Origin of the sequence: Dehalococcoides mccartyi 195, from assembly GCF_000011905.1 — a bacterium.
GTDB classification, from domain to species: domain Bacteria; phylum Chloroflexota; class Dehalococcoidia; order Dehalococcoidales; family Dehalococcoidaceae; genus Dehalococcoides; species Dehalococcoides mccartyi.
This window is the reverse complement of the sequence record NC_002936.3, coordinates 73,046-95,600: the sequence shown is the minus strand read 5'-3', so window position 1 is coordinate 95,600 and position 22,555 is coordinate 73,046. Positions and strand designations below refer to the sequence as shown.

The 22,555-nt window shown below is 45.1% G+C and carries 25 protein-coding genes and 1 pseudogene; 14 read left to right on the top strand and 12 right to left on the bottom strand.

Features of this window, described 5'->3' with window-relative positions; all coding sequences use genetic code 11:
- Positions 1–8: 8 nt before the first annotated feature.
- The 7 genes from DET_RS00615 (at position 9) to DET_RS00580 (ending at position 5,773) form a co-directional block, all read left to right on the top strand.
- Positions 9–698, top strand: a complete 690-nt coding sequence (locus DET_RS00615; RefSeq protein WP_010935906.1) for a hypothetical protein — start codon at positions 9–11, stop codon at positions 696–698.
- The gene (locus DET_RS00610) at positions 699–1,853 is read left to right on the top strand and encodes an NTP transferase domain-containing protein (protein ID WP_010935905.1); all 1,155 of its coding nucleotides are present in this window, start codon (positions 699–701) and stop codon (positions 1,851–1,853) included. It begins immediately after the preceding gene.
- Positions 1,854–1,954: 101 nt separating this feature from the next.
- Positions 1,955–2,260, top strand: coding sequence for a ferritin family protein (locus DET_RS00605; RefSeq protein WP_010935904.1), 306 nt, complete (start codon positions 1,955–1,957; stop codon positions 2,258–2,260).
- A 251-nt stretch (positions 2,261–2,511) separates the two neighbouring features.
- A complete protein-coding gene (locus tag DET_RS00595) occupies positions 2,512–3,228 on the top strand; it encodes a DtxR family transcriptional regulator (RefSeq protein ID WP_010935903.1) in 717 nt (238 codons plus the stop codon).
- Positions 3,228–3,536 (top strand): FeoA family protein, encoded by a 309-nt coding sequence (locus tag DET_RS00590; RefSeq protein ID WP_010935902.1) that lies wholly within the window; start codon positions 3,228–3,230, stop codon positions 3,534–3,536. Before DET_RS00595 ends, DET_RS00590 begins: the two co-directional genes overlap by 1 nt.
- Complete coding sequence (feoB, locus tag DET_RS00585; RefSeq protein ID WP_010935901.1) at positions 3,533–5,563, top strand: ferrous iron transport protein B; 2,031 nt, start codon at positions 3,533–3,535, stop codon at positions 5,561–5,563. Before DET_RS00590 ends, feoB begins: the two co-directional genes overlap by 4 nt.
- Before the next feature lie 15 nt (positions 5,564–5,578).
- Positions 5,579–5,773 carry a hypothetical protein gene (locus DET_RS00580; protein WP_010935900.1) on the top strand — a complete coding sequence of 65 codons (195 nt, stop codon included), beginning with the start codon at positions 5,579–5,581 and terminating at the stop codon, positions 5,771–5,773.
- 303 nt (positions 5,774–6,076) lie between these two features.
- Here DET_RS00580 and DET_RS00575 read toward each other — a convergent pair whose 3' ends face one another.
- The 5 genes from DET_RS00575 to DET_RS00555 form a co-directional block, all read right to left on the bottom strand.
- A complete protein-coding gene (locus DET_RS00575; RefSeq protein WP_010935898.1) occupies positions 6,077–6,787 on the bottom strand; it encodes a response regulator transcription factor in 711 nt (236 codons plus the stop codon).
- Between the two features lie 98 nt (positions 6,788–6,885).
- Positions 6,886–7,392 carry an OB-fold putative lipoprotein gene (locus tag DET_RS00570; RefSeq protein WP_148184951.1) on the bottom strand — a complete coding sequence of 169 codons (507 nt, stop codon included), beginning with the start codon at positions 7,390–7,392 and terminating at the stop codon, positions 6,886–6,888.
- A 159-nt stretch (positions 7,393–7,551) separates the two neighbouring features.
- On the bottom strand, positions 7,552–8,364 hold the full coding sequence (locus DET_RS00565; protein WP_148184949.1) for a radical SAM protein: 813 nt from the start codon (positions 8,362–8,364) through the stop codon (positions 7,552–7,554).
- Entirely contained in the window at positions 8,364–9,215 is an 852-nt protein-coding gene (locus DET_RS00560) for a radical SAM protein (protein ID WP_010935895.1), read from the bottom strand. Before DET_RS00560 ends, DET_RS00565 begins: the two co-directional genes overlap by 1 nt.
- Before the next feature lie 92 nt (positions 9,216–9,307).
- Positions 9,308–9,769, bottom strand: a complete 462-nt coding sequence (locus tag DET_RS00555; protein ID WP_010935894.1) for a 4Fe-4S dicluster domain-containing protein — start codon at positions 9,767–9,769, stop codon at positions 9,308–9,310.
- 23 nt (positions 9,770–9,792) lie between these two features.
- Here DET_RS00555 and DET_RS08740 point away from each other — a divergent pair, with 23 nt between their 5' ends.
- The 3 genes from DET_RS08740 (at position 9,793) to DET_RS00535 (ending at position 12,626) form a co-directional block, all read left to right on the top strand.
- Positions 9,793–11,910 (top strand): hypothetical protein, encoded by a 2,118-nt coding sequence (locus DET_RS08740; protein ID WP_010935893.1) that lies wholly within the window; start codon positions 9,793–9,795, stop codon positions 11,908–11,910.
- 69 nt (positions 11,911–11,979) lie between these two features.
- A complete protein-coding gene (locus DET_RS00540; protein ID WP_010935892.1) occupies positions 11,980–12,165 on the top strand; it encodes a helix-turn-helix transcriptional regulator in 186 nt (61 codons plus the stop codon).
- Positions 12,165–12,626: a hypothetical protein gene (locus DET_RS00535; protein ID WP_010935891.1), complete on the top strand. Its 462-nt coding sequence runs from the start codon at positions 12,165–12,167 to the stop codon at positions 12,624–12,626. The genes DET_RS00540 and DET_RS00535 overlap by 1 nt, the downstream gene beginning before the upstream one ends.
- Before the next feature lie 499 nt (positions 12,627–13,125).
- On the opposite strand, the gene DET_RS08900 is transcribed toward DET_RS00535, so the two are convergent.
- A complete protein-coding gene (locus DET_RS08900; RefSeq protein WP_407636477.1) occupies positions 13,126–13,389 on the bottom strand; it encodes a tyrosine-type recombinase/integrase in 264 nt (87 codons plus the stop codon).
- Between the two features lie 164 nt (positions 13,390–13,553).
- Between DET_RS08900 and DET_RS08460 the strand changes: the two are divergent.
- Positions 13,554–14,667: pseudogene (locus tag DET_RS08460) on the top strand (IS3 family transposase).
- Positions 14,668–14,717: 50 nt separating this feature from the next.
- On the top strand, positions 14,718–15,695 hold the full coding sequence (locus DET_RS00510) for a hypothetical protein (protein WP_010935888.1): 978 nt from the start codon (positions 14,718–14,720) through the stop codon (positions 15,693–15,695).
- A gap of 195 nt (positions 15,696–15,890) precedes the next feature.
- Here DET_RS00510 and DET_RS00500 read toward each other — a convergent pair whose 3' ends face one another.
- Positions 15,891–16,424: a hypothetical protein gene (locus DET_RS00500; protein ID WP_010935887.1), complete on the bottom strand. Its 534-nt coding sequence runs from the start codon at positions 16,422–16,424 to the stop codon at positions 15,891–15,893.
- A gap of 283 nt (positions 16,425–16,707) precedes the next feature.
- Between DET_RS00500 and rdhA the strand changes: the two genes are divergently transcribed.
- Together rdhA and rdhB are read left to right on the top strand one after the other, a co-directional pair.
- On the top strand, positions 16,708–18,372 hold the full coding sequence (rdhA, locus tag DET_RS00495) for a reductive dehalogenase catalytic subunit RdhA (RefSeq protein ID WP_010935886.1): 1,665 nt from the start codon (positions 16,708–16,710) through the stop codon (positions 18,370–18,372).
- Positions 18,373–18,395: 23 nt separating this feature from the next.
- Positions 18,396–18,680, top strand: a complete 285-nt coding sequence (gene rdhB, locus DET_RS00490; protein ID WP_010935885.1) for a reductive dehalogenase membrane-anchoring subunit RdhB — start codon at positions 18,396–18,398, stop codon at positions 18,678–18,680.
- A gap of 654 nt (positions 18,681–19,334) precedes the next feature.
- Here rdhB and DET_RS00480 read toward each other — a convergent pair.
- The 5 genes from DET_RS00480 to DET_RS00460 all read right to left on the bottom strand — a co-directional run bounded on the left by DET_RS00480 (position 19,335) and on the right by DET_RS00460 (position 22,437).
- Positions 19,335–19,592 (bottom strand): hypothetical protein, encoded by a 258-nt coding sequence (locus DET_RS00480; RefSeq protein WP_010935884.1) that lies wholly within the window; start codon positions 19,590–19,592, stop codon positions 19,335–19,337.
- Positions 19,593–19,757: 165 nt separating this feature from the next.
- Positions 19,758–20,375: a recombinase family protein gene (locus tag DET_RS00475; RefSeq protein ID WP_010935883.1), complete on the bottom strand. Its 618-nt coding sequence runs from the start codon at positions 20,373–20,375 to the stop codon at positions 19,758–19,760.
- A complete protein-coding gene (locus tag DET_RS00470; protein WP_041223289.1) occupies positions 20,376–20,615 on the bottom strand; it encodes a hypothetical protein in 240 nt (79 codons plus the stop codon).
- Positions 20,616–20,619: 4 nt separating this feature from the next.
- Positions 20,620–20,973, bottom strand: coding sequence for a hypothetical protein (locus DET_RS00465; protein ID WP_041223288.1), 354 nt, complete (start codon positions 20,971–20,973; stop codon positions 20,620–20,622).
- 270 nt (positions 20,974–21,243) lie between these two features.
- Positions 21,244–22,437, bottom strand: coding sequence for a hypothetical protein (locus DET_RS00460; RefSeq protein WP_010935882.1), 1,194 nt, complete (start codon positions 22,435–22,437; stop codon positions 21,244–21,246).
- Between the last annotated feature and the right edge of the window lie 118 nt (positions 22,438–22,555).

Sequence of the window (22,555 nt, the reverse complement as noted above, 5' to 3'; positions counted from 1 at the left end):
GACTAACTATGAGCATATACTTAAACCCTGAAAAAAACCGTATCCCCGCCCTTCTGACCCTGGCCGTCATCGGCTCTGTCTGGGGGCTTCTGGAAATGGCACTGGGGGGTTTCCTGCACGCAATCCACTTTACCTATCAAGGTGCGGTTATGGGAGGCTTAGCTATATCCCTTATGGCTATATTTATGAGCATTACCAGAAAACCCGCCCTTATCCCCCTGCTGGGCGTTATTGCAGCCGCTTTTAAACCCTTCTCCGCCCTGATATTCGGCGAGCCGGTCTTTTCGGCTTATGTAATTAACCCGGCAGTCGCCATCATAATGGAGGCGGTTGCCTTTGGAGCGGTGGCCTTTATCTTCAAAAAAGCTATGGAAAAGCACCTCCTTGCCCAGATAACTACCGGCTTTCTGTCAGGTGCTTTGGGTATAGTATTATATGCGGTTATCGCCTCTGTATTCGGTATGGGCAAATGGCCTATGCTGGATATGGCCGGCAAGATAGACACCATAATAAGCACCGGCTGGCCGGTGGCATTGGCTGGCAGCATTACCCTGGCCATAGGCTACTATCTGGGCAAATTCGGTATGCCCAAACTGGCCAATTTCAAAACCAGCTATCCCCGCGCGTACTACATAACCTCAGCCGTGACAGTGATATCGTGCTGGGTTATTCCGGCAGTATTTCATCTGGGAGGTTAGGTGAACCTTATTATCACCGGAGAAGTGGGCAGCGGAAAAAGCTCACATTGCCAGAGATATGCCCGGTACCTGCGGGAGTACGGTTTTAAAACCGGCGGCATTATCTGCCACCCTGTGTTTCAGGAAGACACCAAAACAGGTTACACGGTTACCGATATCCGCACTTCGGCAGAGGCTGTTTTCAGCCTGACTAACCCTCCGGCTGATTTCCAGGGTGAAAAGGTTGGCAGATACTCTATCCTCCAAAGCGGGCTTGATTTCGCCTGTAACGCCATCAAGGAAGCTCTCCGGACTGGCTATGAGGTTATTTTCCTGGATGAAATGGGACACCTGGAGATAGCCGGCAAGGGGCTGGCCGGACAAGCCCGTCTGGCTTACCGGAAAGCACCTTATACTGTCTCCGTAGTCCGCAAATCCCTGCTTCAAAAGTTTCTGGCCGCCTTCGCCCCGGAGGAGTCCGAAAATATTTTTGTCATACAGGATATAGAGGCCGACCCGGATATACACCCCGCCTTTTTTAAAACCCCGCCTGCCAAGACGGATATAAGCTGCATTATACTGGCAGGCGGCAAAAGCAAGCGCATGGGCAGGGATAAAATTAGCGCCACCTTAGATTCGCAAACCCTGCTGGAAAGGGCGGTAGCTAACCTTAACGGTTACGGGCGGGAAATTCTGGTGGTTACCGCTTACGGCCAGGCAGATGCAAAAATACAGCCGCTACCCGGCATAAAAATAGTGCGGGATATCCTGCCGGAAAAAGGGCCTCTGGCCGGTATTTACAGCGGTCTTAAGGCCTCAAAATCCCAGTTTAATCTGGTGGTAGGCTGCGATATGCCCTTCCTCAACCGGGCTCTGCTGGAGTATATGAAAGACCAGGTGGCAGGCTTTGAGGCTGTCGTACCCAGACTTGGGCAAAAACCTGAACCCCTGCATGCCATTTACTCTAAATCAGCCGGTGAAAAAGCCCTTAGCCTGTTAAGCCAGGGCAAATTGGCCGTCAGTGATTTACTTGCCCGCCTGCACACAAGATATATAGAAGAACCTGAGATTAACCGCTTTGACCCCGAACACCGCAGTTTTTTCAATATCAACCGCCCCGAAGACCTGGACACAGCCAGAGACATAGCCGCAAACAAAAAAGCTGTTTCCGGCTAATACCATTCCCCCGGTCACTTTTACCAAAACAGGTGTCTCCAGAGCCGCAAAAGTGTATTATAATTAAAGGGTTGTAACAATATTTTGAGCAGGAGGATACAATGCCAGAGTTTGGAACACCTTTTTCAGGATTGGCCAAAAGCCAGCCCCTAAGCAATGAAGAACTTATCCGGGCAATAAGGTTTATGGTAGCGGCCGAATACGAAGCCATTCAGTTATACCTGCAATTGGCCGAATCCACTACCAACAGGCTTGCCATAGAAGTACTCAGAGATATTGCCAATGAAGAAAAAGTACACGCAGGTGAATTCCTCAGACTTCTCAAAGAACTTGCACCTGACGAAGAATCCTTTTACGCCGACGGGGCTAAAGAAGTAGAAGAAGAGATAGAAAAACACAAGAAATAAACCGGTTACACGGGGGGCGGTCTGTACCGCCCCCCTTAAACTTCTGTTTAATAAAAAAGCCGCAACCCACAGTTTGCCTGCTTATAAGTCTTACGGTAAAGCTACTTTCCTCAATATAAAACATTCCCAATCCAGTTGTCTTTATTTCCCTCATCAGCCGCCAGCATTACCTAAAAAACCACTTGCATAGGAAAAAATAACCTGCTATATTATAAATGTTAGGCAAGCCTAACTATTATGGAGGTGCTTGAATGACTGACATAAGCGCAATTACTCCGGCCATGCAGGACTACCTGGAGACAATGCTGTCCCTGTCTGAGTCTGTAAATGAAATCCGGGTGACGGATATTGCCGCCAAACTTAGCATAGCCAAAGCCACCGTAACCCAGGGGATAGAATACCTGAAAAAACACGGGCTGGTGCTTCAGGAAAAATATGGTCCGGTAGAGCTTACCGCCAGCGGCAAAGCTATGGCCGTGGAAGTGCGCTGGAGACACCGCAAGCTAAAACAGTTCCTGACCGAAGTGCTCAGCGTTGATGCCAAAATAGCCGAAAAGGATGCCTGCCTCATGGAGCACGTTGTCAGCAAGCACACCATGAACCGCCTGATGCATTTTCTGGAATCAACCGATTGCATGAACTGTGCTAAAAATGTCAGTCAAAAACATACTCCCGCTATAAATAATTTGAGCCGAGTGCAAAGTAACAAGGAGACTAACCCTATGGAAACGAAACCAATCAGAGCTCTAAATGAGCTCAAGGTCGGAGAACGGGGGCGGGTAATCCGCATTGCCTCTGACAAGGCGCTGAAAAGCCGTGTCCTTGACATGGGCGTTACCCCCGGTGCAGAGATTAAAATGGAAGGTCACGCCCCTATGGGTGACCCGGTAGAAGTAGATGTAAAAGGCTATCACCTGACCCTGAGAAAAGACGAGGCCGCTCAAATCTATGTGGAGGTGGGCGCCTGATGGAAAGATTGCCGCTTGGTCTGGTCAAGTCCGGTTTGACGGCTGTCATCAGGGATATCCACGGTAGCGAGCACCTGAAACAGGAGCTGCTTGAGCAGGGACTGGTAGACGGCTGCCGGGTAAAAGTAGTGAAGAACGATACGGGCGGGCCGCTCATTATATCTGTTAATGACACCCGTTTAGCCCTGGGACGCGGGGTTGCCCTGCAGGTATTGGTTGAAGAGGCTGACAGTATAAAAAAATTTAGCCATGAGTTAGGTATTACTAACTTATGCGGCACAGCCCTCTGCAAAGAGGTGGGGAAATGATTAACAGCAAATCAATTGTGGTTGCGCTGGCGGGCAATCCCAACTGCGGAAAGACAACTGTATTCAACAACCTTACCGGTGCCCGCCAGCACGTGGGCAACTGGCCCGGTAAGACAGTTGAAAAGAAAGAAGGACGCTTTAGCTTCGGCGGCCGGGAAATACAGGTCGTAGACCTGCCGGGCGCTTACAGCCTGGGAGCTTATTCCGAAGACGAAATTATAGCCCGGGATTTTGTCCTGCTGGAGAAGCCGGATATTGTGGTAAACGTGCTGGATTCAACTAATCTGGAACGTAACCTGTACCTGAGCGTCCAGATGATGGAGATGGGAGCCCGGGTAGTGCTGGCCCTGAATATGTACGACGAAGTCAGCGCCAAACAGATAAAAATAGACACCGCTGAGCTTTCCAAGCGGCTGGACATACCGGTAATACCCACTACGGCTTGCCGCAAAGAAGGTATGAAAGAACTGGTAACAGCCGCTCTTAATCAATCCGGGTCTAATAACCGCGAGCCGCTAAAAATAGACTACGGCAGGGAGGTTGAGGCGGAGCTTAGCGCTCTGGCCCAGACCATTAAGACTATTCCGAGTCTGGCAGATAAGTTTATTCCCCGCTGGCTGGCAATCAAAATCCTGGAAGGCGACCAGAATATCTGGAAGGTTATCGGCAAGTACGGCCAGACCGGCCAGCTGGTGGCACAGCGGGATGCCTCCGTCAAACGCTTGGAAGATAAACTGGGTGAAGACATGGCTTCCCTGATTGCCGCACGCCGTTACCAGTTCATCAGCCAGGTTCTGACGGGAATTGTGGTTAAACCGTCCAGCCAGAAGCAGTCTTTCTCGGATAAACTTGACCGGATACTGACCCACCGCCTGCTGGGTATTCCCGTTTTCTTCCTGGCAATGTTTGCGGTTTTTCAGCTGACCTTTGCCCTGGGTTCTCCGCTGGCAGATTTGGTTGACCAGCTTTTCGGCTGGCTCGGGGGGGTGGTCAGCACAGGTCTGACAGCTATTTCCGCCCCGGATTTTGTCACCTCGCTGGCGGTAGACGGTATTATCGGCGGGGTGGGTTCGGTGATTGTCTTCCTGCCGAATATTATCCTGCTTTTCCTGGCCCTATCACTGCTGGAAGACAGCGGCTATATGGCCCGGGCAACTTATGTCATGGACCGCTTTATGCACAAACTGGGCCTGCATGGGAAATCATTTATGCCCCTTATTCTGGGATTTGGCTGCAACGTACCGGCCATTATGGCCACCCGGACACTGGGCAACAGAAATGACCGCTTGATTACTATCTTGATTAACCCCCTGATGTCCTGTACCGCCCGGCTGCCGGTCTATGTCCTCTTTGCCGGAGCGTTTTTCAGCGCCAATCAGGGCATAATCATTTTCTCCCTGTACTTGCTGGGTATTATTCTGGCAATCATTATGGGTATGCTCTTTAAGAAATTCCTTTTCAAAGGTGAATCATCTCATTTTGTCATGGAGCTGCCGCCTTACCGCATACCCACCCTCAGGAGCACCCTTACCAATATGTGGGACCGGAGTTACACCTTCCTGCGCAAAATGGGAACTATTATTCTGGCGGTTGTAGTTCTGGTCTGGGTGCTGTCCAACCTGCCCTTCGGGGTAGAATATGCCAGCCAGGAGAGCATTCTGGGCAGGATAGGCAGCTTTATCGCACCGGTTTTTGCCCCTGCCGGCTTCGGTTTCTGGGAAGCGGGTATCGCCCTGCTCTTCGGTATTCTGGCCAAAGAGGTAGTGGTGGGGACACTGGGTGTAGTCTATGGAGTTGAGGAAGCGGGACTGACCGCCGCTATCGCCGGCTCATGGACAGCACTCTCCGCTTATTCTTTCATGACCATGACCCTGCTTTATATCCCCTGCATTGCGGCTATTGCGGCAATAAAGAGGGAGACAAACTCGTGGAAATGGACATCTTTTGCTATCGGCTACAGCATTATATTAGGCTGGGTAGTAGCAGTACTGATATACCAGGTCGGGCGGCTGCTCGGGCTGGGTTAAACCGGGAGGTATAGCATGGAAACAGTGGTAATTGTAATAATAGGCCTGTTGGTAACCGGAATAATTATCCGTCAGGTCACCAGCTCCGCTAAAAGTGGCGGCTGTACCTGCTGCGAACTGGGTGGAAAGGATAAGACCTGTTCACAATGCGAGGCAGCAAAACAGCCGGACAGCTTTACAAAAAAACAAAGCGACGGGGGGTTAATATAGAAACATATTAAAAGGTAAACCCCAGAAAAAATTCCTTGCAATCTGCCAGCCTGGAAAGGTTGCTGTCTATCAGGATTTTTGGTCCTGGCAGACATACGTAAATCCCTGCCCGCCTTAAGGAATAAGTTCCCAAAGCTTTGGGAACTTATTCCTTAGCCAATTCAACCTTAGCATAATTATCTGAATTCCCAAGCCTTAGTAGTATCATTTATCCCGTCCGATACCTTATTTATGGCTTTATGATATGCTTCAAAGGCACATCTGCCTTTAGCCGTAAGCCCAAACCGGACTGATTGTATAAATTTATTTTACTCCGGTACTGTTAGCTATAAGAGCCAATTGCGTGCGGTTGGAAACCCCGAATTTTTTCATACAGGTGTACACATATTTTTTGACTGTACTGGCAGTATATTTTAACGTACTTTCAATGTCTTTATTTGAATACCCCCGCGCCAGAAGATTGAAAACCATCCGTTCTTTATCATTAAGGTCTATATCAGCCTTAATACCTAAATTATCAATAGTGTCCCCGGTATGCGCTTTCAGCCGGTTTACAAGTGCCCGGTGCAAAATCCGTGTATCCCAAGCGCCTACACCCGCATATGCCATTCTAATTGCACCGGCTATGATAGCGCCGGATTGCTCCTTTAGAACGAACCCATCCAGTCTAGTTCTGAGTGATTCTATCAAGTAAAGCGCCGAATCAAAACCAGTCAGCATTATTACTATTTTATCCGGTGATTTACTCTTAATCTGTTTCGCCAGCGAAAATCCGTCCATATCCGAATTATTTAGCTGTATATCCAGCAAAACTACATCCGGATTGGTAGCATCAATCAACTTTAGTCCGGTAACAGCATCAGATGCATCACCGACCAGGCAAAGCCCATCTTCCCGCCTGAGCATAGCCATCAAGCCCTGCCGTACTATTTCATGATCATCTATTATGACAACGCTTATAATGTAGCCGTCTAGGTTTGTATCAATCTTATTAGGACAATCTAGGGTTTCCATTTACGGGTCATCACCTTTCCAGTTTATGAAACGTGACCAATATAATTATTACGTTACGTTAAGTCAACCAATTATGGCCAGCCGCTCCCTGCCTTATTTCAGCCCAAATCTGTATGGGTCGGGAGATCATTTGTATAAATCTCATCGATGATTAGGTAAGAGCCGGAGAATCCCTGGCATATTCCCGCAATAGTAACCGTCTGGCCAATCAAATCATTTATAGAACTAAGGAACGTAAAATCACCCGATAATTGGCATTTTACAAATGCATTTTGACCATCTGTCTCCAAAGTGACCCACTGAAGTGTGCTCGTGGCAGGACAGATTCCGCTAAGCACACCCTGCACAACCACCAAAGAGCCTTTATATTTAATGTCCGCCGCTGTCTGGTTAGATATGTATTCCTCGTATAAAACCCGGGCTGCAATCTGAACCGGAGGCGTAATCACCTCTGCAGGTTCGGGCTGGGAGATAACCGCCGTGGCACTGGAATCTTCGTTATTTAGTGAAGTTATAGATTCATTCAGCGAAAAGCCAACACTGACAAGTGCGATTATTATCAGGGGAGAAGTAATCAGTAATGCCCTAACGAGCTTATTATTCAATGTTTTCTCCATCTATCTGTTCTGCCGGATACTTTGCTAAGGTATTTCTGCTAAAGTAAAACGCCGGGCAGAACAATCTTTATTCCTAATGAAGCTGCCCCGGGGATTAGGAGGCAGGCATCATAACCACTCCCTGGATAATTACCTGACACTGCGGTCTTATACCGGATTTAAGACACCACAATGGGTTTCAGATATCTCCAGCTCTGTATTGCTGCCCGCTTCAGGGAAAATACTTATGACTTTATACTGCAGGTCTTCATCTCCTCTGAAAAAATACACATTCGTTAGTTTCTTCCGGGCAATATTAGCGGCCATTTCCATTTCAGCAGGTGTAGGCCGGCGCCACGGGTTATTTCCAGCTTTGAAGTAGGGTAACAACACATAAGTCAGTTTTTTATCTACCCCCGCAATAAAGTCGACAATTCTTTCTGTTTCGGCAACATCTATATAACCGGGAATAAATACCGACTCAATCACCATCTCTACGCCTGAGTTGTATATCTCCTTGAAATTCCGCAGAACCCTCTTATTTGATTTACCGGTATAGTGGCGATGCAATCCGTTAGTTATGGCCTTAATCCCGAATTCCACTTTATCAGTGTGCCTGAGGTCGGGCATCTCATACCCGTTTGTTAAGAGCACATTTTTGCATCCAAATCTTCTATGTATCATCTCTGCCAGTACCGGATAAGCAGGGTCCAGTATTGCTTCCTGTCCCATATGCAGCACTCTCCGGAGTTCCAATTTTTCCAGAGCCGCACTTATCTCACTAATGCTCAGAAACCTGTGCGGAGCATCTGCAATTTCCAAAGGCTCTGCATCTCTGGCATCTAAAAACTCTTCTAACATCCAGTCCCATATCAGTTTCTGGCAGGAACACCCCCGGCATTTAAAATTGCAACCCCAGTAGTGGAGTGTGGCTTCCTTTAGTTCAGGGCAATAGCCTATATGAAAGACCTGTGTATTCATCAATAAATCTTCATTACTTCATACTTAATTTCTTCATCACCGCGCCAGGCATATACATGAGTAAGATACTTTCTGGCTATGCGTTCCGAGTCTTCCATTTCACTTATAGTTGGACATCTCCACTTATTCTGTCCTGCTTTGAAATAAGGGAGGATATTGAAAGGTAACCCTTGATTTATATCCGAAATAAAACCCGCAATCAGTTCTATTTCATCTTTATCTATATAACCCGGGATTAATACCGAAGCGATAGATAATTTTTTGCCAGCCGCATGAAGATACTTGAGATTATTTAAAACATTCCTGTTTGATTTACCGGTGTAATCCAGGTGAAGGCTGTCAGTGACCGCTTTCAGACTTAATTGTATGCAGTCAATATCATCAAGCAAGACCAGTTTATTGATATTGCTGCATAGAATATTTTGGGTTCTAAACTCAGTATGAATAAGCTTAGCTAATTGCGGCAGTGATTCATCTAAGGAAGGTTCCTGCCCTTCGAACAGTACCGTCTGTATATCTAAACCTCCAAGAATGCTCAATACATCCGCCACGCTTAGAAAATGCACCGGGGGCTGAACGGTTTCAGCAGGGTTATCCCTAAAAAGATGAATATTCTCCGGCAGCAGGTAATTACCTGTTCCTTTTTTACTCAGGCAACCCCGGCAAGAGAAATTACATCCCCAAAAAAACAGGGAGACTTCTTTTGTCTGGGGGGTATAGGAAATGTGATATATATTGGTACCGGGAGATGACTTGCGGATACCGCCAGCCGGATTATTATCAGGTACCGGCAGTTTGTATCCCATCTCGCTGAATGACCCGGCTTTCTTTGGTATATCAGTTAGACTCATATACTCCACCCCTTTGGCAGGGGCTTACTGTAAGCCCCTGCCAAAGTTAGTAAATAAATTATGATTTACGCATACAGGCGAGCAACCTGCTCTTAGCCCCGTTTTTCGGTGAATTTGGTGCTAATACCAAACAGCGGGATATCATGGTCCCACCAGCTATCCGGATTCTTCAGCCCATACCCCATGGTGCGCTCCATATTGGCAAAGAAACCATTCAGGATACTGGTAGTAGTAACAGTTCCCATGACAAAATTATGAATAGAAGCATCTCTGGTTGTGCTGAAAGGACAAACAGCATGGCACTGAGCACAGAAATAACACCTATAGTTATTCATATGCCAGGCTTTATGAGCATAAGGTACATCCAAAGCTCCGGGGCGCCATTCCGGGTCTACATCATAAACCGGGTCCGTATCCATAGATAGAGCACCGGACGGGCAGCTTTCCGCGCATATTTTGTAGGTATAGCAGAACTTATTAATACCGGCATCAATAGGTTTAGTGGGAGTTAGAGGCATGTCTGTAATCAGCATATCCATGCATACCAGTTGCATACCATACTCAGGAGAACAAATAGTTGCCCCACGGGAATGTAATAGGTAAAGCCAGCCCCAATGTTGTAGGGTTCCTACCTTCCGGCACAAAGGTGTATGGAGAGGGTAGAGTAGTAGTTGGGCAGATTAAGGAAACACCTACTTTCGCCATCTTCTATAATTCAGGATTATCACGCCTGCCAAATGCAATTTCAGATGCAAGAAGTATGGATGAAATGGCATCTAAGGCCTGGAGTTATGTTAAAAGCGATAAATCTACCGGAGAAATATACCCTGTATTTAAGCAATACGCCAAGTATATAGAAGACGAAGCCTTGATGACTCCTGGCAGCCGGGCTATACCTGTACTGGATGACAGGGGTAAACCGGTAGTTTTAAACACTGTCGGCCCGGATGGGAAGAAAATCAATGTTCCCCTGCTACAAATGGTTACTCCGGACTGGTTCGAAAAAAGCCTGGAGATTACCAGAGCACTGGCCGGCAAAGCAGATACGCTTAAACCTCGTCCACTCTCCCAGGTAATAGGCAAAGTAGAATCGCTGCCCAGAGGTATGGATGAGGATTTCATAGCATATATGCGTAAGAATCCTGATAATGTACTTTATGGCAGTACCGCTGAATATACATTCACCGGGGGCAGAAAGCCCGGGGATTTGGATATTCAGTCTCCTACCCCGGAAAAGACCGCTAATGATATTGCTGATATATCCCGCCGCTATACGGCGAATGATGTTAAGGTAAGTAAGGTATCTAGCCATTACACCGTATCCCAACTCAAAAATGGTTTGTGGAAAAATATTGCTGACATATCTGAATTGGGCTGGAAAAAAGCCGATGCAGGATTCAAAAGGCTGAATGCGCCTATCAATACAGTCAAGGTTGAAGGCATTACTATGGAAGCTCCCAGTACTCAGCTTTACAGCTTATTGAACCGGACAGTGGTCAGCTTTGAAAAACAGGATCGCTTTACCGCTATGGTGAGCAAACTGGGCGGCGAGCTTGATCTTGGCATTGGAGCCAAAGCCCCTACTCTGGCAGATTTGTATAAACTGAAGGCTCGCGGTATCTACAATACAGTCCGGGATATTTTTGTCCCGAACCTGCAAAAGAAAATTAACTATGAAGCCCTAACTAAATCTAATCCGGAGCTAGCGGGTAAGATTGAAAAGGTCTTTACCTCTGAAGCCGATACCCAAAAGGCTTTACTGGCTGAGATACGTGAAAAATCCCCAAAACTGGCGGAGAAACTGGAAGAGTTACTGGATGAAAGGAATATGTCCAACGCAGCCCGTTTAGAAGCTGCCCGGCAAATAGCTCCAGATCTAGTGCCTGAAGTAAGGGAATTATTGCGTGCTGAGCAGCAGTCAATAGCAGCTGCCCGATCAGCGGCCATGACAGCCGGAAAAGATGGACGTGCCAGTGCCTTAATCGTAGCCGGCAGGCTGACAAAAGCATTTGATACCGAACGCAGACGGCTTGAGGGTGAAATAGAACGCCGGGCAAAAGTTATCCAGCGTGAGTTACGAAAACTGCCTGTGCGTATGCCTAATTTTGGTGATATGAGCAAAACCAAAATTACCGCTAAAACACTGGAAAGGAAACTGCACACTGGCGGAGGTGACTATACCAGCCTGCGCAGCCGGATACCGCCATCCAGAGGTGAAAGGGTGCCGCCACCGAGGGTTCCTACCCTTAATCCACCGGATAACCCGCCGCCGAGGGTTGACCCTCAGCGCATTAAGCCGCCAGATTTTGATTACAGGCACGAAAATAGAAGAAATGACAGTGATGAAACCTCATCTACTGCCCGTCCTAAACTGAAAAACGGAGATGTAGCATGGAGACAGGGGGCTTTGGGCAGTGGTGACGATCAGCGTCCTGTCTGGTATATAAAGCGAGCCAATGGCAAGGTGGATATAGTTTTCCAGCCGCCTGAAGATGCCCCGAGACTGGAAGGAACTCCTGAAGAGACATTTTTCACCAGAGGTAAAAAACCGCCCACCAATCTTACACAGAACATGGGCGTTACCACAGCTAAAATAAATTTGAAGGACGACCCTGAAATTAAGTTTGTCCAGACTAAGGCGCCGAAGTTTAAGCCATATATCCCAAAGAGTGTCCGGCGGTCTATAGGCATGTGATACTTTGTCACAAATATTCCCAGATATAGGATTATTGTGCATTGACTAATTAAGTCGTATGATATTGCTATGATAAAAGCATTAAGAGACCATAGATTAGATAATTTCTGGAGCCAAGCTGAATTAGCGAAACAAGCAGGTATAGGAGCGGATACGGTTAACAGACTTGAAAATGGTAAGCAAAATCCAAGTTTTATTACTATCCGGAAACTAGCAAAGGCTCTTAATATTAAACCAGAGGAAATTGAATTCTAATGTGGGATTTGATTGGCTGGGTATTTGTTGGAGTTTTAGCTTTATCTATAATTGCTGGCATATTATCACTAGACACCAGAGGAAGGTCATTATTAGGACTAGTTTTAATTATTGCTGCTATCATTTGCATGATCACCGGAGTAGCTAATAGTTGGACGCCAATATTACTTTACTTCATAAGTGGATCAGCATTTATTATTTATAACTTGATTAAATGGGGGCAGCTCCGGGATTATTACTGGCTATGGTGTATGGAAACAGACGAATTCTTCGGCCCATTTAATAATGACATTGAAATGAAGCTTTTTCAGCCACCTCATTATCTTCCTGGCGGGTGGCAAATCTTCTGGATACCGGCTAAAGATCCTCTTAAAGCTACCAAAATCATCCGCAAGTGGGTTAAAGACGCTGAAAAAGTTCTGCGTAAAGACCCTAAATATAAAGACAGAATGCCAAAATAAGATAAATGTGGTGCTTTAAAATGCAGTTTCTAAATATTATCGGGCTCGTAGTATCTTTAATTGGTACTATACTCTTATATAAATATGGCGTTTCCTATAGAAGAAATGAGTTAGGGGCACTTCAAATAGATGAACCCACTCCGAAATTTTTATTCATTGAGCTAACTTTGGAATTTAGGCAGAAATCAGGTTTCTTTTTATTAGCTGGCGGTTTTTTAATTCAAATAGTAGCACAGTTCCTAAGCAATAAATAAGAGATGATGTAGCTATAAATCACCTAGGTAAAAATATCGCATTGGTGCACGATAAGTAAGGAGGCCGAGTAAAATACTCGGCCTCCTTTGCACTATATTCCAAACGTATTTAAAATTTGGGGGATAAACCAATAGGTGATTATATATGAAATACATATACCAGATACTATTACCTTTAGCACATGCTCACCCCTTTATTCCTAAATCTGTAATCTAACTCTTGTATTATTATACCACTAGTTTTATTACAACTTTAGGTTATCAACCGGGCTTACTTTTTTATGCACTCTCATCATATCTTCAGTTCCAAGAGTGCTAGTATAACGCCTGGTCATGGCAAGGGTAGTATGCCCGAGCATTATCTGCAAGGTAAACTCATCTCCCCCATTACGTAGATAATTAATAGCAGCTGTATGACGAAACGTATGCGGTCCCGGTTTAGCATCGATGATATTAGCTCTATAGCAAATGTTTGTGGTGAGTGGTGGCGTGGTTATAGGACTGGCCATGCTCTTTATCGGTGTGGTTAGTAACATTGTGGGTTCTGTTATGAAGATATTCTAAGTAAATATAAATACCTTTTATATACTTGTATGGAAATTGACCTTACCCCCGAAAACAGCTACACGATGACTTAGAGTCTTCTGGTAAAATAAAAACACCAGGAGGACTCATGAAAGCCAGAAAATACACTGAAGAACAGATCATCGCCGTAATGAAGGAAGGCGAAGCCGGCGCTAAGGTAGCCGATCTCTGTCGCAAACATGGTATGAGCGAGGCTACTTACTACAATTGGAAGGCGAAGTACGCCGGGATGACCGTCAGCGATCTGAAACGGTTGAAATCGTTGGAAGCCGAAAACCGTCGTCTTAAGCAGCTTGTAGCCGACCAGGCGCTGGATAATCTGGCGCTGAAGGAACTGCTCTCAAAAAACTTCTGACGCCCGAGGTTAAGCGGCAAGCGGTCTCTCATGTCAGGGAGAACCTTGGGCTAAGTATCAGAAGAGCTTGCCTGTTGGTTAATATATCAACGTCGGTCTATCAATACCGACCGAAACCGGATAATGACGCTATGGTGCGTAAGCGGCTGCGTGAACTGGCGGAGCAACGAAAGAGGTTTGGCAGCCCTCGACTGCACATATTGTTGAAACGGGAAAGATTAGTTGTAAATCATAAGCGTACAGAACGGTTATACCGTGAGGAAGGGTTGGCATTAAGAAAGAAACGGAAAAGGAAAGGATCCGCCGGATTACGTATTGTATTACCTTCACCGCGTCGGACGAACGAGAGATGGTCGATGGATTTTGTAACAGACAGTATTATTACCGGCAGACGTTTCCGGGCGCTTACCATCGTTGATAACTACACGCGGGAATGTCCGGCGATAGAGGTGGATACGTCACTGGGAGGCCGCAGAGTAGCGGGAGTACTTGACCGGCTATCAGAAACGAGGGGACTGCCTGAAAGCATCACGGTTGACAATGGTCCGGAATTTGCCGGACGTGCCTTGGATGAATGGGCATATCGCAAAGGAGTAAGGCTGAACTTCATAAGACCCGGAAACCTATTGAAAACGCGTATATCGAGAGTTTCAATGGGAGATTACGGGATGAGTGCTTGAATACGAACTGGTTTCTCAGCTTGGACCATGCCCGTAGTGTTATCGAAGAGTGGCGGAGAGACTACAACGAAGTCAGACCGCACAGCGCATTGAACGGAACTACGCCAAAGGAGTATGCTAATATAACTGCGAAGGCTCTAATGCAGGGTGCGCTAATTCCGGGGTAAGGTCAAAATAGGCATTATAATACCTTATCGCTTAATAAAGAGTAGATCAGATGCCGAGAGATAAAAATGAAGGGAAGATCTTAGAACAGGTTAAAGTAGATCATCATAAGATAGCCATCGCAAAAGCATTTATTTTAGGTATACCCAGAAATAACGAGTATAATCCAGAAGACATCTGTAAACAATTTTTACAGCAGCAACATGCCGAACAACCCGGAGAAGTAATAATACATCCTTCGTTCACTGAAACTGATGTTTTAGTTAAGGAAGTGGCAGAAAGTTTAAGTTTTACCCTTGCTTTTCACGAAGCGTTAAACGCGTTAATTTATTCTGGAATAGTTATGCCTACTAGTTCCTATCGCACTGAAGGTTTCCATCAGGCGTGGACTACTGTGTACCAAAGGGGCGGGGGGCATTCTGGGGGATGGAGTTTCGATGAGTACCGATATACATTTCCAAACCGTTTTATCTTCTCGGTCTCCAGCAGAACTAATGATGACTTTGCCCTAATGGATGCAGATCTTTATCTGTTAGAAGCGGGAGTTGCCGGGGCTGACGAAGAAATTATTGAAGCTATCAAAGATTCTATCGCTTGCTTTAAAGGAAATTTATACAGACCCGCAGTTGTAATGCTTGGAAAAGCCATGGAAGGCGCATGGTTAGAACTTGGGGTTTCCATCATGCAATACATGGTTAAGCTCGGATCCAAGAGTGAAGAAGACGTTGCACGTTTTAAAGCAAGTGATAAGCCAATTACAATTATGAGTAAAATCAGCAAGATAGTTGAAATGTACAATAGAAAAGAATTAAAAACTGTGAGAGACAAAACTGGAATTTCAAACGGTGCGTTAAATAGTATTATGGTTTGGTCCGATATTCTGCGTGACTCTAGAAATGCGATTCACTTCTCGGTTAAACCAACACTACCAAACACATATGAAAAAGTAGCCATTCTACTAATTGCGGCTTCAAAATATTTTAAAAGCATGTATTGTATTAAAAAGGCAACCGATGAAGAAGTAATATAATATACTGCTTGGTACAGGCAGATTCTCCTTCACAAACCAATTGGTTTGTGAGCCCCTCTTTTTTGCCTGGTGTTTATTCGTAAATATTGCTTGATTTTGAGGGTAGGGTTTGTGAAGGTAATTTCTGGCTATTAATGGGGAGACGGGGGAGAGTTGGTCTCTCCCTTAAGCAATGGTGATGGGGTTTGCTGCAGTTTAGAGAAAGCTAATGCCTGACATGCGAACATGGTAATCATTCACATTATGCCTTATATCCAAAAGCATATCCCAAATTTCTTGCTTCTTTTCATCACTTAAGTCTTTACAAAAATAGTTACAAGCATCTGTTGCTTTTTGATAACCTTCTAAAACATCCTGCCAATCCCCCGGTGGGTTATCTGCGATACTATAATAAGTTTTCTTACCCTTTTTTACTTTCTTTAGGTAGCCTTTGTTATATATATTAGAGAATAAATGCAAGACATTCTCAGTGCTTAAACCAGTTGCCCTGCATGCGTCAATGATTCCGATTTCTTCTCTAAAATATACTTCCATAAGTAAACTGCTCTCATTCGGTGTTAGGTTTTCACTATACTCACCCATAGTATATTTGTAGTTTCGCATTGCTATGGTTCCAATAAGTGTTATTATACTCATTAATGAGAGATTTACATACTCTTCCCCGTAGGTATTAATTCTATCTTCCTGCTGCTTAATGTTATTTAAATCCATATCACGCTCGTTTCCCATTTTTTACTCACGTCCCTCCCAATCTAATTCTCCAACTAACTCGTTTTGTGACTATTATATTCTAATTTAATAAATTTTCAATAAAAGTTTTAGTAAACTTTTAATATTGTTTTTTCATTCTTTCGTGGCACGTGCGCTTTCCAAGGTGCTATCTTCTACTTAACAAACCTTCCCGTTGAGTAAACATTTCAAGGAGGCATGTTATGGATACTTGGCTTGCGGACTACCGCATGACAGACGCCAAAGTGCGAAAAGCTTTTTTTAAATGAGGTATTTTAAAAGTATGAGTGAAAAATATCATTCTACAGTCACAAGGCGTGATTTCATGAAGAGATTAGGTTTGGCAGGAGCCGGTGCGGGGGCACTGGGTGCCGCAGTACTTGCAGAGAATAACCTGCCGCATGAGTTTAAAGATGTTGATGACCTGCTGTCAGCAGGTAAAGCTTTAGAGGGTGACCACGCTAATAAAGTAAACAATCATCCATGGTGGGTTACCACGCGTGATCATGAGGATCCAACCTGTAATATAGATTGGAGCCTTATAAAAAGATACAGCGGTTGGAACAACCAGGGAGCATACTTCTTACCTGAGGATTACCTGTCTCCAACCTATACAGGTAGAAGACATACCATTGTTGATTCAAAACTAGAAATAGAATTACAGGGTAAAAAATACCGTGATAGTGCCTTTATAAAATCAGGCATAGACTGGATGAAGGAAAATATTGATCCAGATTATGACCCTGGTGAACTGGGCTATGGCGACCGCAGGGAAGATGCCCTAATATATGCCGCCACGAATGGCTCACATAATTGCTGGGAGAACCCGCTTTATGGACGCTATGAAGGTTCTAGGCCTTATCTCTCTATGCGAACCATGAATGGAATAAACGGCTTGCATGAATTTGGTCACGCAGATATCAAAACCACCAACTACCCGAAGTGGGAGGGTACGCCTGAAGAGAACCTGTTAATCATGCGCACCGCCGCGCGCTACTTCGGGGCTTCTTCCGTTGGCGCCATTAAGATAACGGATAACGTGAAGAAAATCTTCTATGCCAAAGTCCAGCCCTTTTGCCTCGGGCCTTGGTATACGATTACAAATATGGCTGAATACATTGAATATCCGGTCCCAGTAGATAATTATGCCATACCCATTGTGTTTGAAGATATCCCTGCAGACCAGGGGCATTACAGCTACAAACGCTTTGGCGGTGATGATAAGATAGCAGTACCCAATGCACTGGATAACATCTTCACCTATACCATCATGCTCCCTGAGAAGCGCTTTAAATATGCACACTCTATACCTATGGACCCATGCTCTTGTATTGCCTATCCCCTCTTTACAGAGGTTGAGGCACGCATTCAGCAATTCATTGCAGGCCTTGGCTATAACTCGATGGGTGGTGGAGTTGAAGCTTGGGGTCCGGGCAGTGCCTTCGGCAACTTAAGTGGCCTTGGGGAACAATCACGCGTATCAAGCATTATTGAGCCCCGCTACGGTTCCAACACCAAGGGTTCCCTAAGGATGCTTACCGACCTGCCTCTTGCCCCCACCAAGCCTATAGATGCCGGTATCCGCGAGTTCTGTAAGACCTGCGGCATCTGTGCCGAGCATTGTCCTACCCAAGCTATCTCGCATGAAGGGCCGCGCTATGACTCACCACACTGGGATTGCGTAAGCGGTTATGAGGGCTGGCACCTTGACTATCACAAATGCATTAACTGTACCATCTGTGAGGCCGTCTGCCCCTTCTTCACTATGAGCAATAACTCCTGGGTGCACAACTTGGTCAAGTCCACTGTTGCCACTACGCCCGTTTTTAACGGTTTCTTTAAGAATATGGAAGGAGCCTTCGGCTACGGCCCGCGCTACTCACCAAGCAGGGATGAATGGTGGGCCTCAGAAAACCCAATACGCGGCGCAAGCGTAGATATTTTTTAAGAGAAAGGATGGAATAGATTATTATGGGTGGTGCTTTATACTACTTTTTAGTCGGTATGCTTATTGGCGGTGCCGCAATATGGTTTATTACCTATACCCAGTTTAAGAATATAAGTTTTAAATGGTGGGAATGGTCCCTTATGGCGCTAAGCCTGCTTTTGGTATCCTCTATCTTCCAGCATATGTATTCTTCTATGAGCGTGGAGATGGAGTATCAGAGTGCCTTTATGTACCTTGGCGTCTTTGGCACACTGGCTGTCATCTTAAACCTTATTGTATGGCGCACATATAGCGGCAGGAAGGAATAAAATCTTTTGATCCGCAATGTTGAAAGGGGAGTTGTTAAACTCCCCTTTTTTCTTTTGCCCCTGTACACACGATTATAGCTCAGCGATGCTAAGTATCTATCGAGGCATATATACACATTAGACGAGGAGTTGGGGGTAACGCAGAGGGCTGAACTCCCCGTCTAAAATCTAAAGTGTCTCTAAAAGTGCCGAAAACATCTCAGTTTGAATCGTAAAGGTGTCTTCTACTGCCAAAAGGGTATCTCAAGCGGCACCTTAAGGGGATCATTTTTAATGGCAGAAAAATGATCCCCTGACTCTTTTTGTTTATGGTATAATATGCGCCTTCATATCACAAATCAGACTCGAATAATATGTAATTAGAAACTCATTTAATTATCCTCCTATACCTTTCCCAGTGGTAGCTCCAAAAAAGTAAAAAATTCTTGATATACCCAAAGGTGTTTTTATAATAAAACAATTTCAAGAATATGCGTGTCATAATTAACGTTCTCCAAAACCTTCTCCATAATTTTGGTCCACTTTTATAGAGGATGCTATCTCGTTTTTTGCCTATTACCCGTCGTATTTCTAATACCAGAGGATGCGCACGTATCTTAAGCCATAACGGATCATCTTTGGAAACAAGGGTGTAATCCAGTTTAAAGATATTCCTCATTTCTGCCCCTCCATATTTTTGAATTCGTTATAGTAATATAGAAAATCATCAATCTTCATACCGCCATTAATCCGGGAGACTGCCTGATCCCAAAGCCCTTGGCATTTATTCTTCATAGGGCAGTTGTCACACCCTGCGGGCCCGCTGCACTTTTCAACTTGTTCAATAAGCCCGGCAAAAAGGGGGTCATGCAGATCATCAAGGGCAATATTAAATTCCATCAACGCTTTTCTGGCTTTTGCCGCAAGTACCATATCTTTATCGCCTCCTAACCCACAGAAGAATCATCTGGATGATAAAGCTAGCGGTAAAACATACGACGAACCAAATGTTATAACCTGCCAATAAGGAAACAAGCGCAGCCCCCAATAGGAAATAGATCACCCCAAACATATAAAGCATTTTCTTTGTTAAAAACATCAGCCACCTCGCTTGATTTGGTTATAAACATAGCCCGGGGTTACTTTTACCCCGGTTTGCTCGGTTAAAAGCCGGGCTGCCCTGGTATAATTCATTTCCACGCGATTGAACGCTTCCAAAACTTTTGTGAAGTCGATACTCTTTCTCGGCCGACCGATTGCTTTGCCTGATTTGGTGCCATTCTCTTTTGCATAAGCAATTCCGGCATTAACTCTTTGTCTTATAGTTGATTGCTCCAGTTCTGCGGCCGCCGTCATTATGGAGAAAACAAAATTCCCCATTGGAGTAGTGGTATCAATGCCGGAGTCCATATAAGATTTAAAACCGACATTATAGCTATTAAGCATCTGCATGGAATTTACGGCATGGATCACAGATCTAAAAGCTCGGTCAAGTTTCCAGACAAGCAGAACATTGAACTTTTTCAGTTGGGCCTCCTTCATCAGCGCCGTCCAAGCCTTGCGCCCGGTAAAATCTGATGCAGAAGCCTCATCTGTATATTCCCGGTAGATTTCCCAACCATTGTCGGCACAGTATTTACGAAGCGCTGCGAGCTGCAGCTCCGGGTTTTGCTCTTTGTCTTTAGTTGATACCCTGGCGTATAGAGCTACTTTCATTTAGTTGCTCCTTGCTTTTCGTTGGTCCATGATGGAAAACAAAACGCCTACCGATCCGTCCACACCTAGCGTTTCACCCCCTGATAGAAGCATCTCCAGTACCTTTGGCCTATATTCTTCTTGTACGCCCAACTCTTTAACGCATGCCGACATGGTTTCCGACATTGCCATCACTACGCCGAGTTTTTGTTTCTCGACATCCGGGCTATTCAACATTTCCTTAACAGTATTGCTTATCATTGCCTTAGTCTTCTCCTTTTTTATTCAAACCTAGTTTCTCAAGCCATGCATTGGATACTTCATTTGACACAATGGCTGCACGCCGAATAAAAACAACAGAGCAAGCCAAAATCGCAACTAAGCTGGAAACAGGAAGGAGTTTTAGTATGAATAGCTCTGCTCCGGTTTTTGCGTTAAGTAACTCTGCTAGTTTTTCTATGTATTCAGGGAAGAATAGAAGCGGCGGTGCAAATATCCCCCCGGCCATGCATAGAGTGAGGAATGCCATCACAATGGTTGGAAAGAGAATAACTAGATTTTTAATTATTGTTTTAAGGATTTTAACCGGTAAACTGTCATTTTGTGCCTTATTGTCCATTTCAGTCTCCTTAACATTTTTGTTTTTCAGTGGTCTCTTATAGTTTTTAGTGTAGAAGTGTAGAATTTAATTACTTTTTAGCTTTACTTTACGTTTACTACACTACTTCTACACCTTTTTGTTATTTTTACTGTTTTAGCTTTAAACGCTCTACGCTATCTCTACACCAACTCTACACTTCTCTCTACACTTTTCTACACCTTTTTTTAAAAAAGTGTAGAGTACGTAAGTTACGTTTGGAAAAAACATCATTCTACACCTCTACACCTTTTACAACATAAGAGGGCCCGGCGCGGAAAAAGCGTTATTTTCATCATTATTTTCTCTTTCATTTAATAATACTTTCCTAAGCTTGAGTACTCTTTTTTGCCCATTGGCTATACAGACATTATGAGTAGCTATTTTTTGACTGGGGCAGTCTATATACCCCATTCTTCTCAAATCTTTTATAACCGCATTGTATTTGATAGTGTAGGGTTCATCAGTGCGACGGCAATGATCTTTAACCGCTTTATATGCAGTTTGGCCAAGTATAAGGACATGTCCGTTTTGCTGATCATTCCACCCAACCAGTGTTTGTGCCGGGCCCACTTGCCTTATACAGTCATCATTCCTATCGCCAAGTATCGCGGATCCTGATTCTTTTAGTGAATTAAGTATCTCAATAAAACGTTTTGCCGGCCGCTCTTCTTCAACTCTAGATCCTTGGTCTGTTGCTTGTGAAATAAATGCACTCATCCCTTCTTCCCAAACCTCGTTAGACTCCTCAAGGGTGAGGGCTCCGCATTCCACTGCAAAATCAAGCCCATACTTAAGCCCTAAGCAAAGTAGAGCAATAACCTCAGGCAACCGTGCATGAAGGCCTTTATTCATAACTTGACCCCTTAACGCCAAAAAATCATCCGGGATGGATTTCTTAATAGAATCCCATTTACCTGAAAGCCAAGTTAAGTAGTGGGCCATTGCCTGGCGATAATACGGGGTGTTTTGCTGCGCGGTAGTTAAGTTATTGATATCTATATCCTCACGTTCCAGCTCTACCGTGTAGAGCCTGGCAGTGTGGCTGTGGCCGGAAGGCAGTTGCTCCCCTGATGTAATGAGCATACCGCGGGGAATATAGCTCGGGCGGGCAGATGTATCAGATCTTAAGCGCCCTTTGCCCTGGCGGTTGCCCTGGGCCCTGACAATACGCTCCGCTCTTGTTTCCAGCTGGCGGGCTTTTCCCGCGTCCTGCCCCGGTGCCCAGTCATCAATAAGAAGAGGGGCATCCTTGCATAAGAACATCAGCTTTTCTAAAGCATTATCGGTATCAACCCAAGAAGCAGGGATATGCCGGGAATCAAAGTCTCCGAAGTGGCAAAGGGCCAAACTGGTGAGGGTAGACTTAAAACTGCCGAGTCCGATTTCGCAACAGACGATGATGACGACTTTTTGTCTTAAGAAAGGACGGTAAACCAATGACAACGATTTTACTAAACATCCTTTTAGGATTGTACTCAGCTCTCTGTGTCACGTTCCTGATCTCAATGATTCAGAGCATTCGAGGCGATCGCAAGAGGGCAAAACGTGACGAAGAGCGCGA

What these genes read in the sequence shown, in the direction of transcription:
- DET_RS00475 (WP_010935883.1), bottom strand. Translation starts at nt 20,375, where the DNA reads ATGAAAGTAGCTCTATACGCCAGGGTATCAACTAAAGACAAAGAGCAA.
- DET_RS00470 (WP_041223289.1), bottom strand. Translation starts at nt 20,615, where the DNA reads ATGATAAGCAATACTGTTAAGGAAATGTTGAATAGCCCGGATGTCGAG.
- DET_RS00500 (WP_010935887.1), bottom strand. Translation starts at nt 16,424, where the DNA reads ATGGGAAACGAGCGTGATATGGATTTAAATAACATTAAGCAGCAGGAA.
- DET_RS00590 (WP_010935902.1), top strand. Translation starts at nt 3,228, where the DNA reads ATGGAAAGATTGCCGCTTGGTCTGGTCAAGTCCGGTTTGACGGCTGTC.
- DET_RS00595 (WP_010935903.1), top strand. Translation starts at nt 2,512, where the DNA reads ATGACTGACATAAGCGCAATTACTCCGGCCATGCAGGACTACCTGGAG.
- DET_RS00535 (WP_010935891.1), top strand. Translation starts at nt 12,165, where the DNA reads ATGTGGGATTTGATTGGCTGGGTATTTGTTGGAGTTTTAGCTTTATCT.
- DET_RS00565 (WP_148184949.1), bottom strand. Translation starts at nt 8,364, where the DNA reads ATGAATACACAGGTCTTTCATATAGGCTATTGCCCTGAACTAAAGGAA.
- DET_RS00560 (WP_010935895.1), bottom strand. Translation starts at nt 9,215, where the DNA reads ATGAGTCTAACTGATATACCAAAGAAAGCCGGGTCATTCAGCGAGATG.
- DET_RS00555 (WP_010935894.1), bottom strand. Translation starts at nt 9,769, where the DNA reads ATGCAACTGGTATGCATGGATATGCTGATTACAGACATGCCTCTAACT.
- DET_RS00510 (WP_010935888.1), top strand. Translation starts at nt 14,718, where the DNA reads ATGCCGAGAGATAAAAATGAAGGGAAGATCTTAGAACAGGTTAAAGTA.
- DET_RS00465 (WP_041223288.1), bottom strand. Translation starts at nt 20,973, where the DNA reads ATGGACAATAAGGCACAAAATGACAGTTTACCGGTTAAAATCCTTAAA.
- DET_RS00580 (WP_010935900.1), top strand. Translation starts at nt 5,579, where the DNA reads ATGGAAACAGTGGTAATTGTAATAATAGGCCTGTTGGTAACCGGAATA.
- DET_RS08900 (WP_407636477.1), bottom strand. Translation starts at nt 13,389, where the DNA reads ATGGCCAGTCCTATAACCACGCCACCACTCACCACAAACATTTGCTAT.
- DET_RS00615 (WP_010935906.1), top strand. Translation starts at nt 9, where the DNA reads ATGAGCATATACTTAAACCCTGAAAAAAACCGTATCCCCGCCCTTCTG.
- rdhA (WP_010935886.1), top strand. Translation starts at nt 16,708, where the DNA reads ATGAGTGAAAAATATCATTCTACAGTCACAAGGCGTGATTTCATGAAG.
- DET_RS00605 (WP_010935904.1), top strand. Translation starts at nt 1,955, where the DNA reads ATGCCAGAGTTTGGAACACCTTTTTCAGGATTGGCCAAAAGCCAGCCC.
- feoB (WP_010935901.1), top strand. Translation starts at nt 3,533, where the DNA reads ATGATTAACAGCAAATCAATTGTGGTTGCGCTGGCGGGCAATCCCAAC.
- DET_RS00480 (WP_010935884.1), bottom strand. Translation starts at nt 19,592, where the DNA reads ATGGTACTTGCGGCAAAAGCCAGAAAAGCGTTGATGGAATTTAATATT.
- DET_RS00540 (WP_010935892.1), top strand. Translation starts at nt 11,980, where the DNA reads ATGATAAAAGCATTAAGAGACCATAGATTAGATAATTTCTGGAGCCAA.
- rdhB (WP_010935885.1), top strand. Translation starts at nt 18,396, where the DNA reads ATGGGTGGTGCTTTATACTACTTTTTAGTCGGTATGCTTATTGGCGGT.
- DET_RS00575 (WP_010935898.1), bottom strand. Translation starts at nt 6,787, where the DNA reads ATGGAAACCCTAGATTGTCCTAATAAGATTGATACAAACCTAGACGGC.